This is a genomic window from Anaerocolumna aminovalerica (genome assembly GCF_900115365.1).
GTDB classification, from domain to species: domain Bacteria; phylum Bacillota; class Clostridia; order Lachnospirales; family Lachnospiraceae; genus Anaerocolumna; species Anaerocolumna aminovalerica.
Map to the genome: position 1 here is coordinate 56,404 of NZ_FOWD01000012.1, position 16,964 is coordinate 73,367.

At 32.5% G+C, this 16,964-nt stretch carries 18 protein-coding genes; 17 read left to right on the plus strand and 1 reads right to left on the minus strand.

Annotated elements, in window-relative coordinates:
* Positions 1 to 5: 5 nt before the first annotated feature.
* The 16 genes from BM183_RS08595 to BM183_RS08660 all read left to right on the plus strand — a co-directional run bounded on the left by BM183_RS08595 (position 6) and on the right by BM183_RS08660 (position 15,617).
* Positions 6 to 1,346, plus strand: coding sequence for a sensor histidine kinase (locus tag BM183_RS08595; RefSeq protein ID WP_091686132.1), 1,341 nt, complete (start codon positions 6 to 8; stop codon positions 1,344 to 1,346).
* A gap of 440 nt (positions 1,347 to 1,786) precedes the next feature.
* Positions 1,787 to 2,902: a hypothetical protein gene (locus tag BM183_RS08600; protein WP_091686133.1), complete on the plus strand. Its 1,116-nt coding sequence runs from the start codon at positions 1,787 to 1,789 to the stop codon at positions 2,900 to 2,902.
* Between the two features lie 304 nt (positions 2,903 to 3,206).
* On the plus strand, positions 3,207 to 3,329 hold the full coding sequence (locus BM183_RS21240) for a hypothetical protein (protein ID WP_276326325.1): 123 nt from the start codon (positions 3,207 to 3,209) through the stop codon (positions 3,327 to 3,329).
* A gap of 119 nt (positions 3,330 to 3,448) precedes the next feature.
* On the plus strand, positions 3,449 to 4,369 hold the full coding sequence (locus BM183_RS08605; RefSeq protein ID WP_091686135.1) for an ABC transporter ATP-binding protein: 921 nt from the start codon (positions 3,449 to 3,451) through the stop codon (positions 4,367 to 4,369).
* Positions 4,335 to 5,555, plus strand: a complete 1,221-nt coding sequence (locus BM183_RS08610; RefSeq protein ID WP_091686137.1) for an ABC transporter permease — start codon at positions 4,335 to 4,337, stop codon at positions 5,553 to 5,555. Before BM183_RS08605 ends, BM183_RS08610 begins: the two co-directional genes overlap by 35 nt.
* On the plus strand, positions 5,524 to 6,252 hold the full coding sequence (locus BM183_RS08615; protein WP_091686212.1) for an SDR family NAD(P)-dependent oxidoreductase: 729 nt from the start codon (positions 5,524 to 5,526) through the stop codon (positions 6,250 to 6,252). The genes BM183_RS08610 and BM183_RS08615 overlap by 32 nt, the downstream gene beginning before the upstream one ends.
* A gap of 51 nt (positions 6,253 to 6,303) precedes the next feature.
* The gene (locus BM183_RS08620; RefSeq protein WP_091686139.1) at positions 6,304 to 7,608 is read left to right on the plus strand and encodes a B12-binding domain-containing radical SAM protein; all 1,305 of its coding nucleotides are present in this window, start codon (positions 6,304 to 6,306) and stop codon (positions 7,606 to 7,608) included.
* Between the two features lie 232 nt (positions 7,609 to 7,840).
* Entirely contained in the window at positions 7,841 to 8,056 is a 216-nt protein-coding gene (locus BM183_RS08625) for a hypothetical protein (protein ID WP_091686140.1), read from the plus strand.
* Positions 8,034 to 8,267 (plus strand): hypothetical protein, encoded by a 234-nt coding sequence (locus BM183_RS08630; protein WP_091686142.1) that lies wholly within the window; start codon positions 8,034 to 8,036, stop codon positions 8,265 to 8,267. The genes BM183_RS08625 and BM183_RS08630 overlap by 23 nt, the downstream gene beginning before the upstream one ends.
* A gap of 25 nt (positions 8,268 to 8,292) precedes the next feature.
* Positions 8,293 to 9,840, plus strand: coding sequence for an SPASM domain-containing protein (locus tag BM183_RS08635; protein WP_091686143.1), 1,548 nt, complete (start codon positions 8,293 to 8,295; stop codon positions 9,838 to 9,840).
* The gene (locus BM183_RS08640) at positions 9,840 to 10,658 is read left to right on the plus strand and encodes a class I SAM-dependent methyltransferase (protein WP_091686145.1); all 819 of its coding nucleotides are present in this window, start codon (positions 9,840 to 9,842) and stop codon (positions 10,656 to 10,658) included. Before BM183_RS08635 ends, BM183_RS08640 begins: the two co-directional genes overlap by 1 nt.
* Positions 10,651 to 11,955 (plus strand): aminotransferase family protein, encoded by a 1,305-nt coding sequence (locus BM183_RS08645; RefSeq protein ID WP_091686147.1) that lies wholly within the window; start codon positions 10,651 to 10,653, stop codon positions 11,953 to 11,955. Before BM183_RS08640 ends, BM183_RS08645 begins: the two co-directional genes overlap by 8 nt.
* 142 nt (positions 11,956 to 12,097) lie before the next feature.
* On the plus strand, positions 12,098 to 13,849 hold the full coding sequence (locus BM183_RS08650; RefSeq protein ID WP_091686149.1) for a S8 family peptidase: 1,752 nt from the start codon (positions 12,098 to 12,100) through the stop codon (positions 13,847 to 13,849).
* 149 nt (positions 13,850 to 13,998) lie between these two features.
* Positions 13,999 to 14,211, plus strand: a complete 213-nt coding sequence (locus BM183_RS20495) for a hypothetical protein (protein WP_139221499.1) — start codon at positions 13,999 to 14,001, stop codon at positions 14,209 to 14,211.
* Between the two features lie 32 nt (positions 14,212 to 14,243).
* On the plus strand, positions 14,244 to 14,954 hold the full coding sequence (locus BM183_RS08655; RefSeq protein WP_091686214.1) for a protein kinase family protein: 711 nt from the start codon (positions 14,244 to 14,246) through the stop codon (positions 14,952 to 14,954).
* A gap of 90 nt (positions 14,955 to 15,044) precedes the next feature.
* The gene (locus tag BM183_RS08660) at positions 15,045 to 15,617 is read left to right on the plus strand and encodes a hypothetical protein (RefSeq protein WP_091686151.1); all 573 of its coding nucleotides are present in this window, start codon (positions 15,045 to 15,047) and stop codon (positions 15,615 to 15,617) included.
* 371 nt (positions 15,618 to 15,988) lie between these two features.
* On the opposite strand, the gene BM183_RS08665 is transcribed toward BM183_RS08660, so the two are convergent.
* Positions 15,989 to 16,348, minus strand: a complete 360-nt coding sequence (locus BM183_RS08665) for a metal-dependent transcriptional regulator (RefSeq protein WP_091686153.1) — start codon at positions 16,346 to 16,348, stop codon at positions 15,989 to 15,991.
* 323 nt (positions 16,349 to 16,671) lie between these two features.
* On the opposite strand from BM183_RS08665, the gene BM183_RS08670 reads away from it, so the two are divergent.
* A complete protein-coding gene (locus tag BM183_RS08670) occupies positions 16,672 to 16,884 on the plus strand; it encodes a FeoA family protein (RefSeq protein WP_091686216.1) in 213 nt (70 codons plus the stop codon).
* Positions 16,885 to 16,964 lie beyond the last annotated feature (80 nt).

Here is a 16,964-nt window from a genome sequence, read left to right on the forward strand (position 1 = left end):
CAGCTATGGTTACTTTCAGAAATATTGTATATGTATTAGCTATGGAAATACCGGAATTAATCAGTTCTTTTCTTATTTTATGGGGAATCTTACAATGTAAATTGAAAAAAAGATTTTTACCTTATGGGGAAGCTTATGTTTGCCTGCTTCTTGTATTAGTTTTTACGGTATTAACTGGAAATGTGAATAATTTACCCCCTATTTGTGTAATCTTGGAATTCCTTATTGTTTTTTTATGCTTTGAAGAACGATTTACAAAAAAAATAGTGCTTTATTTTACTGCCTATATTAGTAGTTATATCATTAATACGATAATCAGAATTCTATTCTCTATTATATTTTATAAAAAAGATATTTCTTTGACAGAGTTATCTTATGAGGAATTGATACGGTTTCGTTTTATTATGTTAACGCTCAATATAGGTATTCTTTTAATTATAATCTTTTCTATAAGAAAATGGAAAAAGCAAATAGCTAATTGGTTAAATAATATTTCCCTGAGTTATGTAGCCATAGCACTACCTGGATTACTTTGTTGTGCTGTAGTTCTGGCTTTTGTACAAATTAGCAGAAACTATTCTCTTAATATGATTTGGGATAAAGTTGCCGGAATATGTGTAACTATTGTGTGTATATTTTTTATGGCTGGAACCGTTGCATTTATTTTTATTAATGACTCCCGAAAACATTACCAAATGGAAAATCAATTAAAAGAACGGTTTTTACATATGCAAAATAGTTATTATAAAAATATTTTAGAAAGTGATAAGGAAATTCGAAAATTCCGCCATGATATAAGAGGGCATATGGGTTGTATGCGTATATTAGCGGAAGAAGGAAAATATCAGGAATTATCCGGCTACATCGGGGAAGTATTTTATGAAGTGGACAACCTTCTAAATAGAAATTATGCCAGTGGCAATGATTTTGTGGATGCAACCTTAAATTATCTGGGAACAGAGGCTAAAAAAGATGGAATTGCCATAGCTTTGGAGGGGGTATTGCCGATCTTAAAAATTGCAGGCTCGGATTTATGTACCATATTTTTTAATACAGTCTCTAATGGTATAGAAGCATGCAGGTTTGTTAGGGAAAAAGAGAAAAGAAATATATCCATATCTATTTTATGTAATCAGAATATTCTGATCATTGCCATTGAGAACCCAGTTATAGAACCGGTTGACATGAATATTTTGGGAAGGGGAACAACAAAGCCGGATAAAATACATCATGGATATGGAATTCAAAGCATTAAAGATACTGTAAAAAAATATGATGGGGAAGTAAAATTTATAAATGAAGAGGGTAAATTTAGAGTAGAAGTAATATTATTAAATATAATATAATTTTTATATTATAAATATTCTTGTGGTTCTCGCCAAGAGGTGAGAATCCCAAGAAGAAAGCAGTGATGTTAAAGCTTAAGAGGTGTGTCTTAAAACGGTTATACTGAGAGTGAATACTGCTATGCTGAATTTTATGAGAGAATCTCCCATAAAGGTGGATTTTAAGATAATGAATTCAGTATAGCTATTTTTATGCCCTAAAAACGGAGTTATGTGATGGCTTCCTAATTTTACGATTATTGCCATTCACGACAAAAATTGGTTGTTCACGAAATTGGAATTGTATGGATATTTCTCCTATGGTATGTTTGTTTTAGAAAGGAGGTATTTAATATGATATTATTTGATCTTTTAGATTTATTGCTATGGTTGTTTGGTGGACGTCGTTAACATAGGTCAATAGGATAAGGTATGGTAAATACCAAGGAGGTGGTCATTTATTGCAGCTTAATCCGAATATTATTCTATTACATAATAAAGATTATATGATACATGATAAAGGGACAAGTAAGTATTATAAAATAGACAAGCTTGTATTTGATTTCTTATGTAATGTAAAGGATGGCAATGAAGTTCAGAAAGACGGACAATACGATGAGCTGGTAACCTTTCTTTATAGTAATGGTATTTTATATGAAGATCAGGATGCCGGTAAAAGGAATTCCAATGATGTTCCTGTAAAACCAAAGAAGAATTTTCAATTAACACAGATTGATTTGATCGGAATTGATTTAAATAATTTTTTAGATAAACACAATAATATTACTAAATTCTTTTGTTCTGAATATTTAGCAGTGATTTATAGAATCAGCTTAACATTATCTTTAATAGTTACAATTTTATGCATTGGATTTCTTATCATGAATTGGCATGAATTTGTGCACGTATTATCTGAAAGTATGAGCCTGAAACAAGGTGTAATCGCTTATTTTAGTTTGTTTATAATAACTATTTTTCATGAATTTGGACATATTATGCAATGTAAAAAATACGCAGGATACGTTGGCAGATGCGGTATTATGTTATATTTTCTATTCCCGGTATTATATACAGATATTACAATTACAAACAGTTTAATTAAAAAGGAAAAAAGTATAGTTATTATGGCAGGAGTGAAAAACCAATTACTCGTTAATGGGGTATTAGGCATTATTGTTATTCTGCAAAATCTGTTTCAAGGACAATGGAACGATATTTTAATTATACTATTTTTGTTAAATACAATAATGATTCTTAGTAATTTAAATCCTTTTTTTAAATATGATGGTTATTGGTTATTATGTACCAAAATCGGTGTAGAAAGATTATATAGTAAAGCAATCGGCTGCGTTTTTAATTTTAGACAATATTCCGACAACAGCAAGAATGAAAAAAGACTGTTTGTTTATGGAGTATCACTAATTTTATTTTATATTTTATCATGGGGAATTACTATTTCTTATATCTATTTTCTCCTGATAGAAAGAATCGGTCCATTTTATACAATGTCTATTATCCTGGTATTGTCCTTATTAATACTATATGAAATCTTTAACAGGTATAAGGAGAATAAATAAATTTTTAGAGCCGGACTTGTGCCAGAGCTTATTGTAGCAGCCATATGATAATTAACTGTAGTACAGTTTAAGGAAGAGGACACGTAAGAAATCTTTATAACTATTTTAAGATAGTAATATAAAGAAAAAATAATAAGAAAGGAGGGAAGTATATGAAAATTTCAAACTTATTTGAATTTGAAGTTATAGAAACTGTGAAAGCACCTTGTGCTACATGTTTCTGGGGCGGTGCTGCCCTAGTTGCAGCAGCTGTTGTAGCGGCTACATAATGTACAGATAAATTTTAGGGAAAGGAGGTACATATATGAATTATTTTAGATTCGAAGAAGTGGAGTCTATCCTTGTTCCCGGACATGGAGGATCAGCAATCGCTGGGGTTGTAGTAGGCGGCATTGTAGTTGTTGGGGGCGTTGTGATAGGAACCTAATAAATAGTTAAATCTTGCAAAGCAAACCAGATGATAATCCGGTTTGCTTTGCATACAATGCATAAAAATTATTAAAGGAGAAGTTGACTAAAGTTGTCACTTAGTCAATACAAATAAATATGATATTAAAAGTTAAGCATATAACCAAAAGATATAAAGACATCCTGGCTGTAGATGATGTTTCCCTGGAAAGCTCCGGGGGAAGAATATATGGACTTTTAGGGCGTAATGGTGCCGGAAAAACTACTTTAATAAAAACTATAATGGGAATTATAAAACCAGACAATGGTAATGTAGAGATAAAATTTGAAGACAATGAAAAAGGGGAAAAGAGTATCGGTTATTTGCCTGAGGAGCGGGGGCTATATCTTAATATATCAGTTAAGGATCAATTATTGTTTATTGCAAGACTAAATGGCTTAAGTAAGGAAGAAGCCATGAAAAATATAAGTTTTTATTTAAAGGAGCTGGGTATCTCTAATTATTTAGATAGAAAGTTAAAACAGCTATCAAAAGGAAACAAGCAAAAGATCCAGTTAATAAGCGCATTGATTCATAATCCTTCTTTAATTATCTTAGATGAACCTTTTAGCGGACTTGATCCTGTAAACGTAGCTATTTTTAAAAATTTAATATTAAAATGCAGAGATTCAGGCAAATTAATACTTCTTTCCAGCCACAGACTGGAAGATGTTGAAGAGATATGTGATGAAGTTTTATTTTTGAAAAAAGGCAAAGCTTTTATTCAGGGACCGGTAAAACAAATAACGAAAGATTATACAACCAATAATGACATCTTAATTATTACGGATACAAATGCAGATACTTATTTTAAAAAATTAGATCTCATATATAGAAAAACAGATGACTGTTCTTATTTTGTAAAGTATGAGTTTTATGGTAGGATTATGAAACTATTGAATGAACTATTGCTTAATAATATTAATCTGGTTCAGTTTAAGATAGTACAAACTACATTAAATGACATTTTTGTAAGGGAGCTAAATGATGAAAATGAAAAAAGCCTTATTGGAAGCTAAATTTACTTACGTTAATTATGTAAAGGGAAGTGCTTTTCGAATCATACTATTTATTGGAGTCATACTTATTATCGGATTGGTTAATATTGATTCTATAAATGAATTTCTTTTCGCAGATGCAGAGAAATATAAAGCAGGTGTATATCTGGAGAATCAGGAAAGTATTAGTGCAAAAATGATTATGCAGGCCCACTCAGAATTGTTTGAATATATTATTCTAAATGATAATAAAAGTGAAGAAAACATAAATAATCTTAAAAGTAGGGATTCCATATATGATGTAATTGTAAAATTCGATGAAAACACCGGTAAGGTCTCTTTCTATTATGAATCCGGTATCAGTGCACAAGGTATGAATGAATCTGCTGGTTTTATGCAAGAAGCGGCTAAAGTGTATCTCTTAGAGAAGGAAGGGTATGATGAGAATGAGATTTCAAAACTGGTTACACCAAATATAGAATTTATTCCTTTTAATATGGTAAACCAGTCAATTATTAATCTGGTTGCCAATATGCTATTATTCTTCACCATTTTTATATATGTGGTACATATAGGTAACACCATAACCGAAGAAAAAACAAGCAGAATAGCAGAAACTTTATTATCTTATATATCACCTTTAGAAATGTTAATAGGAAAGTTGGCGGGAATGCTTGGAATACTCCTTACACACTTAGCTTCATTTTGTATTGTATATCTGATATCCACCAGTGTTTTCCAGTCCTATGCCTTATTTGACAGCATTGTAAGTGCATTTAATGCAAAGACTCTTTTTATGATGCTCTGTATGTTTATCATCGGATATGTGGAATATGGATTTTTATATGCGGCAAATTCATCCTTTGCAGATACAGTACAGGATATTGGACAAGCTTCTATAGTACAATCCATATTAATTGTAATTGCATTTTACTTTTCACTTATTTTACAAATGCATTATGACAGTAGGCTTGCACATATATTAATATTTATTCCTTTTGTTTCTGTATTCTCAAATATTGTTTTAACTGCCGCCTCAAATATAAGTTGGCTCATGATACTTCTTGTTATTGCAGTTCAGATTATATATACGGTTTTAATTGGATATTTTTGCACCAAGAGATTTCGATATGGAATAACGAAATACGGTGCTCAAAAAAGGAGTCGGAAAAGAAATGTATTCATTAATAGTTGGAGCAACCAGTGAGATAGCAAAAGAATTTATAAAACAGAATCCCGGTAAAAAATATATTCTTACAGAGATACCTAAAAATTATGATGCCTTAAAACAGTTTATAGAGGAAATACAAATTGATGGGACTGCTTTTGTATTGGATGTAAAGAATATAAGGGAAATAGAGGATTTATTTCAAAAATTTAATAGGGAAGATGTAAAGATTGAGGAACTTATCTATATTGCAGGTATTAACTATTTATGTGAAGCGGTTCAAACAACAGAAGCAATTTGGGATGAAGTGAATGCCATTAATTTAAAGGGTTGCTTTTTTGTAATGAAAGAAGCAGGGAAAAATATGATCTTACATAATGTAAAGGGAAGAATCGTAAATATAGCCTCTCAACATGGTATGGTAGGAAACCTGAATCGGGCAGCATATTGTGCCAGTAAGGCCGGGTTAATAAACCTGAATAAAGTTTTGGCATTGGAATGGGCACCTTATGGAATCCGGGTCAATTCGGTTTCTCCAACCTTTATTCTATATAATAAAAACGAAGAGTTTTTTATGAACGCAATGGCAAAAAAAGAATATTTAAAAAATATACCTATGAAACGCTATTGTAATGCACAAGATGTAAGTAATGCCATCTCTTTTTTACTGGCAGAAGAAAATGAAATGATTACAGGGCATAATTTAGTAGTTGACGGAGGCTGGACAATTAAGTAATTCATTTAATGTAAGATTATTGGGGATTAATTTAATTTAAGGAGGGAGTCTATGAAGAATAAGGTACTTTTGATTAATCTGCCTTGTCACTCTACCATGCAGGATTTTGTAGATAATAGTTTTCAATATAATCCGGCACTTGGCTTGTTGGCTATCACAGATTATTTGTCCATGTTTGATTTTGAAGCTTTGATATTGGATTATAACTATAATGAAATCAATTATGGAGAATTATTTGATTATATTGATAAAAAAGGGGTTACAATGATTGCCTTTACTGCTTATACGGAGAATTTAAACACAATGCTGAAATTTATCCGAATCATTAAGAAACAATTTAGAAATGTTAAAATAGCAGTAGGGGGTCCTCATGCAACCCTTCGTCCGGAAGAAATTATTAAAAACCAGAATGTAGACTTTGTTTTATCAAGGGACGGAGAAGCAACTTTTCTGGAATTAATGCTTCACCTTGAAATGGGAGATAATTTAATATCTTTAGATAAAATTAAAGGTTTATATTATTCCCAGGGTGAAAGAAAGATACAAAACGAAAACAGAGAAGTAGTTTCAGACCTTAACCTCCTTCCCATTATTAATAGAGAAAGGGTGGATACAAAACGTTATAGATCCATAGTATCTATTTATTCCAGTAAAGGATGTCCGGCCAAATGTATTTATTGTTCTGCTTCCGCTATATCCGGGGCTAAATATAGAATGCGCAATATTAAAAATGTTTTCTTGGAATGCCAGGTCATTTATAATCAGATGGAACCGGATACGGATAAATTATATTTTATTGATGACACTTTTACAGTGAATGTAAAACGTGTAAGGGAATGGTGTTCCTTATGTAATGAGTATAAGTTAAAAATGAAGTGGAGCTGTGAGTCAAGAGTGGATGTTATGAATGAAGAAATCATTGATTTGATAGCCTCTACAGACTGTTTCTCCATACAATTTGGGGTAGAAAGCGGAAATCAAGAGGTATTAAATAAAATTAAGAAGAATATTAAATTAAGTCATCTGGAAAGGATCGTTGATTATATTAAACAATATAAAATTGGTATTTTTTTAAGCCTGATTCTGGGACATTTTTGTGATACGGAAGAGACAATGATGGAAACCATTGAATTAGCTAAAAGACTTAGAAAGCTAAATCCTAATGTGGAATATGGAATATCCGTAAATACACCATTTCCGGGAACCTGGCAGTATGAAAACGCAGATAAGATAGGTTTAAGAATTACGGATAGAGATTACTCCAATTATGATTTAATAACACCGGTAATTGAAACAGAACATTTTAATAAAGCCAGACTGGAGGAACTTCGTAACTTGGCAAATTCATTTACATAAGGGGGAAGTGTGAAGGAAAAGCTTCTTCACAAATGGAAGACCATGTCTTCCATTCGGAAGAACTCCAAAATTAAAATCTATTGGAATTCTCATTTTGAACTTTTTCATCTATTATTTTAGATGCCACCCCATGCGGGCATTATGTCGGAAAGGTTGATAGAAATTCATTCTTCAACCGGAGATTGTACTACGCATAAATTCACCAGACTTTGAAAGGAGCATGGTTATAAAGATGATAATATTTCGGACGATTCAACATTTAAGTTATTTTAGTATTAATTTACTTGTTTTAGAACATACCTTTAAAGCTCTGATTCATCAGGGATTGGGTATTTACGTTATCATACCCCAGAATGAGGTAGAAGAAATCATATACAAAAATAAGAGCTATCTGGATGTGAACAAATTTTTGGAGGTATATGAGCATGATAAATTATATTGCAGTTAGTATAGGTGATAATATATACGCCGGTGAATATGTGAATTTATCCAAAGGAAATTCTGAAGAAGAAATACATATAAAACAAAGTAACGGGTCAAATATTGAGTTATGTATTCCGGTAACCGGATTAAATTACATAATCACTATGGATGGGAAAAAATATGAAGAACAAACAAAAATAAAAGAAGTACTGAATAGACTTCTGGAAACAAATTAGGTTAAAACCATATGGGGGTGTAAGTGTGAAAGAATTGTTAGTTGTAAACATAGGGCAAGCAGATGGATTATTCCAATTTATAAAAAGCGATATGGAAGAACTCAAAGACCAGTATGAAATTATAAACTGTCCTGAGGATAGTTTGAATAGCGTCGATGATCTGGCAGAAAATATTTTAGATGAAAATCCGGAAATTATATTAATTTATCTAAATCAAAATAATTGTAATTTAGTTTTAGCAATACTAAAAAGATTATTCTGGGAGGGTAATGTTAGTGTTTCTATTATCTGTGAACTTATAAAAGATTATGGCTATATGGAATTATATAATAACCGTATTAAAGTTTTCTCCAGTTTAAAACAATTTAGTAAAAAGTATGATTTGGAATCTAACAACACCATTCATATAAATACCATAATCAATACTTTTTCTACTCCTACAGAAGAGCATCTAACAGCCATGCAAAATGGCTTTGATATGTTTTTAACAGGAAGTTATCCCGGTTCTAACTACATATCCAGTATAAAACATATGGAGATTGAGAAAGATGTTTCTTTACCTTTCCAGGAGATTTCATATGACTTGATGAATATTAACAATGCTCTTATATTTCATGTGGATAAACCAAGTACACAATTCTGGTCTAATTTAAAACAAGAAACAGACAGCCCTATTTTTTCACATATACATCAGTGGTCAGACAGCCATATCAGCTATGATAATAAGATAAACCATGCCCCAATCAACCGGCTGAAATATTCTGAATATTTAGAAACAGATAATCCCTATACATATTTAGAGATTTCTGACAGGGAAGATATAGAAGCACTTATAAAAGATATTGAATATTTTGGAAAGACAGGAAAATTAGTTAAGAAAAATTGCAGATTAGTAAATAGTTGCAGTTGGAGCAATCAGGGGTGCGGGCTCTTTAAATTATCCAGATGTAAAATAGATAGTGATTTTAATGTACAGCCCTGTCCAAACTGCTCTACGAATATTGGAAAAGTGACAGATGAATATTTCGAAATAGTTAAAAATGCTTCTATGATATCAAATAGAGAAAGGCTGAAAAGAAATTGTACGGAATGTCCGGTAAATCATTATTGCTCAAAATGTGCTATGTTGCCGGATCCTTTAGAAACTGAGCTGTATTGCAGTACCATGAGATCCTATCCCCTTTTACTTGATTATGTCTTCAAGTTCACACTGTTCTCTGACATGGTAAGGCAAAATAAGATATTCGCTGGTATTCCCATGGACCAATTAGAAATCAGTAATTTAGAACATCCCCTTGTTTTTGAATATATGGAAACAAATCAAGATGTTAAATTAACCAGCATCTTCACTGCATTTGTGCTAAATAAGGATTATTATGTGATTAGTTATAAAATGCCTAAGATCATCCGAACGGAAGCCAGATTGGTTTACATAGCAGAAGGATATGTCAGGGGAGTGGATGCAGAAATAATAGTTGATAAGTATTCCGATAAATTCCATGTTCCAAAGGATGAAGCAAGGGAGCACGTATACGAAGCTTTGAAAATTATTAAGGAAGGTAAAATAGTCTAATGAAATATTATTTTGAAGTTTTTAAAGATATTTTACAACTATATGAACATACCATAGAAGAAGTAGAATTTTATGATGGCCATTTTGTTGAAATGTATGACCTAATGGATGGGGTTCCCGAGGAAATCGAGCTTTATGGGATGGAAGCTTTAAAAGGTGAAGGAAGGGAAGTTCTCGAACTTTGCTGTGGAAATGGGAGAATAACCACTAAGCTGGCAGAGATGGGATTATTGGTAGATGGTTATGATTTATCCGATAGTATGTTGGAAAAACTTCATAATAGGTTAAGACATTTGCCTAAAAATATACATAAAAGAATTCATTGCGAAAAAGGAGATATATTTACCGCTGATTTTAGGAAAGAGTATGACCTTGTTATACTCCCTGCTACTACAATCTGTATCCTGGCGGATGATGAAGAAAGGTTAATACAGCTTATGAACAAAATCAGGGCCTGCCTGAAGCCGTCGGGAAGATTCATATTTGATTACCGTTGTGATTTTGGTGATACAAAATATAAATCAGATATGATGACAATTACAAAAAAGGAAGATAATAATACATCTCTTATTATAATGCAGGAATTTGTGAATTACATACAAGGACGGGCCATAGCAAATTTTTATGGACAGGATATAGATAACCACAGTCATATGAAACAGTACATTTCTTATACCGATAAAAAAATAATTGTACCGGAGGATGTTGTATCCATGTTAAACAGTGCAGGTATGGTAATAGAACGGCAACAGGTCATTCCTATTGATAATTACGATATAAATTTTGTAATAGCAAAAAAGGGGGATAGCCATGGTTGATGAGAGTACCTGTTGGAAACCTTTTAATAAAGTCAATTCTCAGGGAAGGTTAGATATAGTCCGGGGCGAAGGTGTATATCTTTATGATTCCAATGGACAGCAGTACATAGATGCATATAGCGGACTTTGGAACATGCATTACGGATATTCAGATCAGGATATAAAAAATGCTATTATTGAGCAAATGGATATTCTGCCTTATGCAAATCCTATCACAATTAATTATCATCAAAATGAGGAATTGGCAACTTTGTTATGTACCATTACCCATGATGAAATCAGTAAAATCATATACACCTGTACCGGTTCCGAATCTATAGAGGCGGCTATAAAAATCAGCAGGAAATATTCTGCTTTAAAAGGTAAAGAGAAACATCTGATTGCTGTTATGCCCAATTCTTATCATGGAAGTTATTATGGAGCCATGTCTGCATCCGGTTATGAAAACTCTTTTAAAGAAGGATACGGGCCAATGTTAGATGGATTTGTTACTTTACCATTGCCTTTTTGCAGATGCTGTAAATCAGGAAATGTGTCTGACTACTGTTTAAAAGAAATGTTGGATACCTTATATAAAGAACTGGATAGTATAAAGGATAAATTATGTGGTGTCCTTATTGAACCTGTTATTGCCTCAGGGGGAGTTATGGAATTACCTAAAGAATATTTACTGGCATTAAGCCAATTTTGTAAAGATGAGGATATTCTGCTAATATGTGATGAAGTAGCAACGGGCTTTGGTAGAACAGGCAGTATGTTCTGTTTTCAAAAGTATAATATAAAACCAGATATTATTACCCTTTCAAAAGGAATCAATAATGGTTATTTACCCTTAGGAGCTGTATGTGTAACGAAAAAAATAGTCCGGGAATTTATAGATAAGGATACTTTACTATTTCATTTATCAACACAAAACGGCAATCCAATATGTATTGCAGCAGCTATCGCCAATATTAAAAAAATGTTAAGTGATAATATTACTGAGAGGGTAAATATATTAAGCAGTCTATTTAAGGAAATGTTGCTGAAAGAATTAGATGGTCTTAATAACATTCATGATATAAGAATCAGCGGTCTTATGATAGCAATTGATATTGTTAATCCGGATACGAATAAGCCCATAAGCCAGGAAGAACTTAGCGGTGTACAGCAGAAAATCTATATGTCAGGCTGTATTGCAGGATGTTCTTATGTGGAAGGGATTACCTCATCGGTTTTAATACTTCCGCCTTTTATACTGAAGAAAAATGAGGTGAAAAAGATAGTAAGAATAATGTACCAGTCATTAATGATTTAATTATAATATAAAGCTTTCTATGATTTTTTGTAATTTAGAAAGGCAAGTAAATATAAATCAAAATTGAATTTTCTAAAAGTATGTATTCACAATTAAAGCCATAGCATATATTAAAATAATAAAAGTATGTGAGAGGTTTGTTATGCCTATCGGAAAAGCAGACAACCAATTAAATCTTGCTCTTGATGTTTCAGAACAGGTTAGAGAAAGAACCTTAGATCTGAATGTAGGATATATCCCTGAAATAAGAACATGGGAGTTAATTGTAAAATACAGCGGAGATATTAGTAGAATTGCGGAGGAATTGGAACTTACTGTAGTACCTCTGCAAAATGAATATGCAATTATTACAATTAGAGAGGATCTGATTGACCTCTTATCTGCTTTTGAAGAAATAGAATTTATAGAGAAACCCAGGAGACTGTTCTATACGGTAAATGAAGGAAGGGCAGCTTCTTGCATTAATCCGCTGCAAACACCCCAGATTAATTTGTTTGGCAGAGGTGTTCTGGTAGCAATAGTTGATTCAGGCATTGATTACTCCCATCCGGATTTTCGAAATGAAGATGGAACCACCAGAATAATTGACTTATGGGATCAAACAATACCTGGTAACCCTCCGGAAGGGTATGCAATAGGAACCCTTTATACAAGAGAAGAAATTAATCAAGCCTTACAAATTAGAAATTTAGGGGAAAGGCTTAGTGTGTTGCCAAGTACAGATATTAGCGGACATGGTACCCATGTTGCTTCTATTGCAGCAGGAAATGGACGTGGAAGTAACGGAAGATATAGGGGAGTAGCTTCCCAAAGTGAATTGATTGTAGTGAAGCTTGGGACTTCTGTTGGAGATTCTTTCCCCAGAACTACCCAATTGATGCAGGGAATTGATTATGTTGTAAAAAGAGCCATTGAATTAAATATGCCCTTAGTTGTGAACTTAAGTTTTGGGAATAATTATGGGACTCATAACGGTTTGTCCTTATTGGAAACTTATATTAGCGATATTGCCAACCGCTGGAAGATGAATATTGTAGTTGGAACAGGTAATGAAGGAACAGCCGGAAAACATACCGGAGGTTTTCTAGCCAGAGGAATACTGGGTGAGCCTGTAGTCATTGAGTTAGCCGTTGGGGAATTTGAGGATACCTTTAACCTTCAGATATGGAAGAACTTCTATGATCAATTTGATATAACACTGATTGCTCCAAGTGGAATCAGGGTGGGTCCTATTCCTGAGAGATTAGGCACTCAGCGGTTTACCATTGGACCTACGGAAATATATTTATTCTACGGTGAGCCTTTGCCCTACAATATTCAACAGGAGATCTATATTGAATTCATCCCAACCAGAGATTATGTGGAATCAGGTATTTGGAAGATTGAGCTGGTTCCGAGAAGAATTGTAGTTGGAAATTATGATCTTTGGCTCCCTGCCGGAGGGGTAATAAGTCCTCAGACCAGATTTCTAAGGCCAACCGAAAATACTACTTTAACCATACCATCTACCGCAGAAAGAGCCATTGCCGTAGGAGCTTATGATGCTCATAATGACAGCTTCGCATATTTTTCAGGCAGAGGTTATCCTCGTGGTAGTATTATGGTTAAACCGGATCTGGTTGCACCGGGAGTAGACATAACCGCTGCTTCACCGGGAGGTGGATACACCACCAGATCAGGGACTTCCATGGCTACACCCTTTGTAACAGGAAGCATTGCCTTGCTAATGGAATGGGGAATTGTCAATGGGAATGATCCGTACTTTTACGGAGAGAAGACCAGAGCATATCTTATCGCCGGTGCGAGGCATCTGAGTATAGAGAGAGAGTATCCTAATCCCACATTGGGATATGGGGCATTGTGTTTAAGGGATAGTTATTTACTAACCCAGTAAGATAAATAAAAATACTATTCTAGTAGGGATAATACATTTGTCGAAATATTATTTATAATGTAACAAAACATCACATTATGTCATAATATATATCAGGCATAATATAGTTTTGCTATATTATATCTAAATAAATTTCGGGAGGTGTTTATATGAGTAGAAATGATTTTGGCCACAATTTCTATAGATTTAGTGATAGATCTGATAGTAGGTCAAGAAGCCTATCAGACAGAAGACGTTTTAGTGAATCAGACAGAAGATTAGGAGGCGTATCAGAAAGAAGGCGCTTCAGTGAATCAGACAGAAGACGTTTCAGTGAATCAGACAGAAGACGCTTCAGCATGTCGGACAGAAGACATTGGTAATTATTTAATTAAATATGTATAATCTAGAAGACATGGAAAACTATTACAAAGTCAATGATAGGGTAAATGGATATTTAGTTCGTAAAATCATAGGTGAAGGACGATATGGTATAGCGTATTTAGTTACAAATGACCAAAATGAACAGTATGTACTGAAACAAATAAAAAAAGAGTCGAATAAAGAGACCAATGAAAATTTATTCTATGAGGAAAAAACATTACGAAGTCTGGATTATTCATGTTTTCCAAAATTTATTTCTAAATTTGAAGATAAATATGGAGAATGTTATGTATTAGAATATATAGATGGAACAGTGTTTGAAGATTTAATTGTAGAAGACAAACACATTTTTAGTAAAGATGAAATCTATAATGTGGGGAGTCAGCTTCTTGAATTAGTGGAGATTTTACAGAATAATAACATTGTACACCGGGATATCAGACTTCCCAACGTGATTTTAAAAAAGAATAAAGAGATAGCTTTAATTGATTTTGGATTAGCTAGATTTATAGATAATGACAGATATTTAAAAGAGATAGATTATTGGTGGATAGGTGATTTCCTTATTTTCTTATATTATTCATCGTATACAGAAACTAATTCTGAAGAAAGGCCTTGGTTTGAAGAACTTGAACTAAACATAGATGAAAAAATATTTTTAAAAAGACTGATGGGTATTGAAGAAAGATATAAAGATATAAAAGATATTAAAGAACAGCTGGAAATAATAAAAAATAAATAAACTTTAATATAAACCATGTGATGAAAATGCTACAACATTACATGGTTTATTTTAAATATAAAAAAATAATAATTATAAGGAGACGTCATTGTGAGAAGTTCTGTTAAAATATTAAACATATATCTTGATAGCTTTAGAGCAAATATATATACAGTCGAACCTTTTAGAATGATTGGTTTAATTGATGTTAATATTAAATACATTTATGGAATAGAAAGAGTAACCTTGGCATTTTATAGGTCATCTGGAACCTATAGCGGAAAAATTAAAGGCTTGTGGTATCCTATAGTTGGAATAAAAACCAAAACGGGAAGATTTACAGAATTCTCAGATAATATAAATTATATCTTAACAAATACTACTAAAGATGGAAGTGCAGATAAAGGCTGGCTTGTTAAGTCATTATTTTTTGGAAACTCATATGTAGATAAAAATTTAATGAAAGGATTTTCAGTTGGACCACATTATAATAAATTATTAGAAATAGGTAAAACATTAAAAGATTTATATGAAAGTAGGAATTTCTATAATATCGATTCATTAGATGCCCATTATTTAAATGCTGAAGTGTTTTCAAAAGATATTTATTTAGATAACACCCATTCCCAAAGGGAAAATTTTGAAACTTTTATTGTGGATCTATATAATCAAAGTTTGCTATAAATATTTTTATATATGTATGTTAGGATGCAATTAGCATGAGAGGAGGATAGGGAGTGAGGAATATTCTGACTGTACCTGTGATGGACTAACCGGTTTCTCCCAGGCAGTTTGAGATTGTATTAAATGAACCGGATAAATGGATGGAAGAGACTGCCTAAGGGGAGTCTTTTTTGGCAACCTTAAAAATAGTTTATAATACAAGTATAGGCAAGAACCACCGGAAAATGGCCTTGCCCATAAATATTATAAAAACTTATATCAGCTTTTTGAGTTTCACAGACTTTGAAACAGTTCAATTCAATATTCCAAACAGCAGGTTTATTTCCTGCAATCCGGTACTACTATAGAATCAACGGAAAAAGAAGTATTTCTTACTTCGCATATTTTTTTATAGCCTCAAAACTTTCTTTACTGAGTACATGCTCAATTTTACATGCATCTTCAGCAGCGATGTTCTCATCAACACCAAGTTTTATAAGCAAGGAAGAAAGAAGCTGATGTCTTTCATAAATCATTTCTGCAATGTCTTTTCCGGAATCTGTCAGATAGATAAAGCCTGCATCCGTGACGGTAATATGATTTTTCTCACGTAAGTTTTTCATGGCAATACTAACGCTTGATTTCTTAAATCCCAGTTCGTTGGCTACATCCACTGAACGGACAACAGGGAGTTCTTTACTTAATACCAAAATAGTTTCCAAATAATTTTCAGCAGATTCATTTATATTCATCTTGTTAACACCTCACATTCTAGATATTTAAACTTGTTAGCTGTGTCGAATTTAAGTTAGTATACCATGAAAATTAGATTTATTCAATTGTTTCCGGAAGAGAGAATTTACCTATAAAAATGCAAAAAAGTATTCATTCAATTTGGGTACAGATAGAAATTTCAGCTAGTATACATTGGGATGTACCATAAATTTATACCTAATTTTATTGAGAAGAAATGTACAAAAAAGTTCTTGACAACTAATATTGGTTCGCATATACTAATATATGAAAATGAAAATCTTTATCAATATTAATAAAATTGTATAAGAAAGAGGATGAGATTATGCCGTTAACAATGGTGAAAGTAGGAGAACATAATACAATAAAAAAAGTTGGCGGAAAAGAAGAAACAAGAAGGTTTTTAGAGAACCTTGGATTTGTTGCAGGAAGTATTGTTACCGTTGTGTCTGTAATAGGAGGCAATATGATTGTGAATGTGAAAGATTCCAGAGTTGCTATCGGAAAAGACATGGCTAACAAGATAATGGTTTAGTAAGATTCATTATATATAACATGAAAGTAGGATCATGAATTATTGAAATGCATAATTCACACCCTATTTGTAGCAGCGTC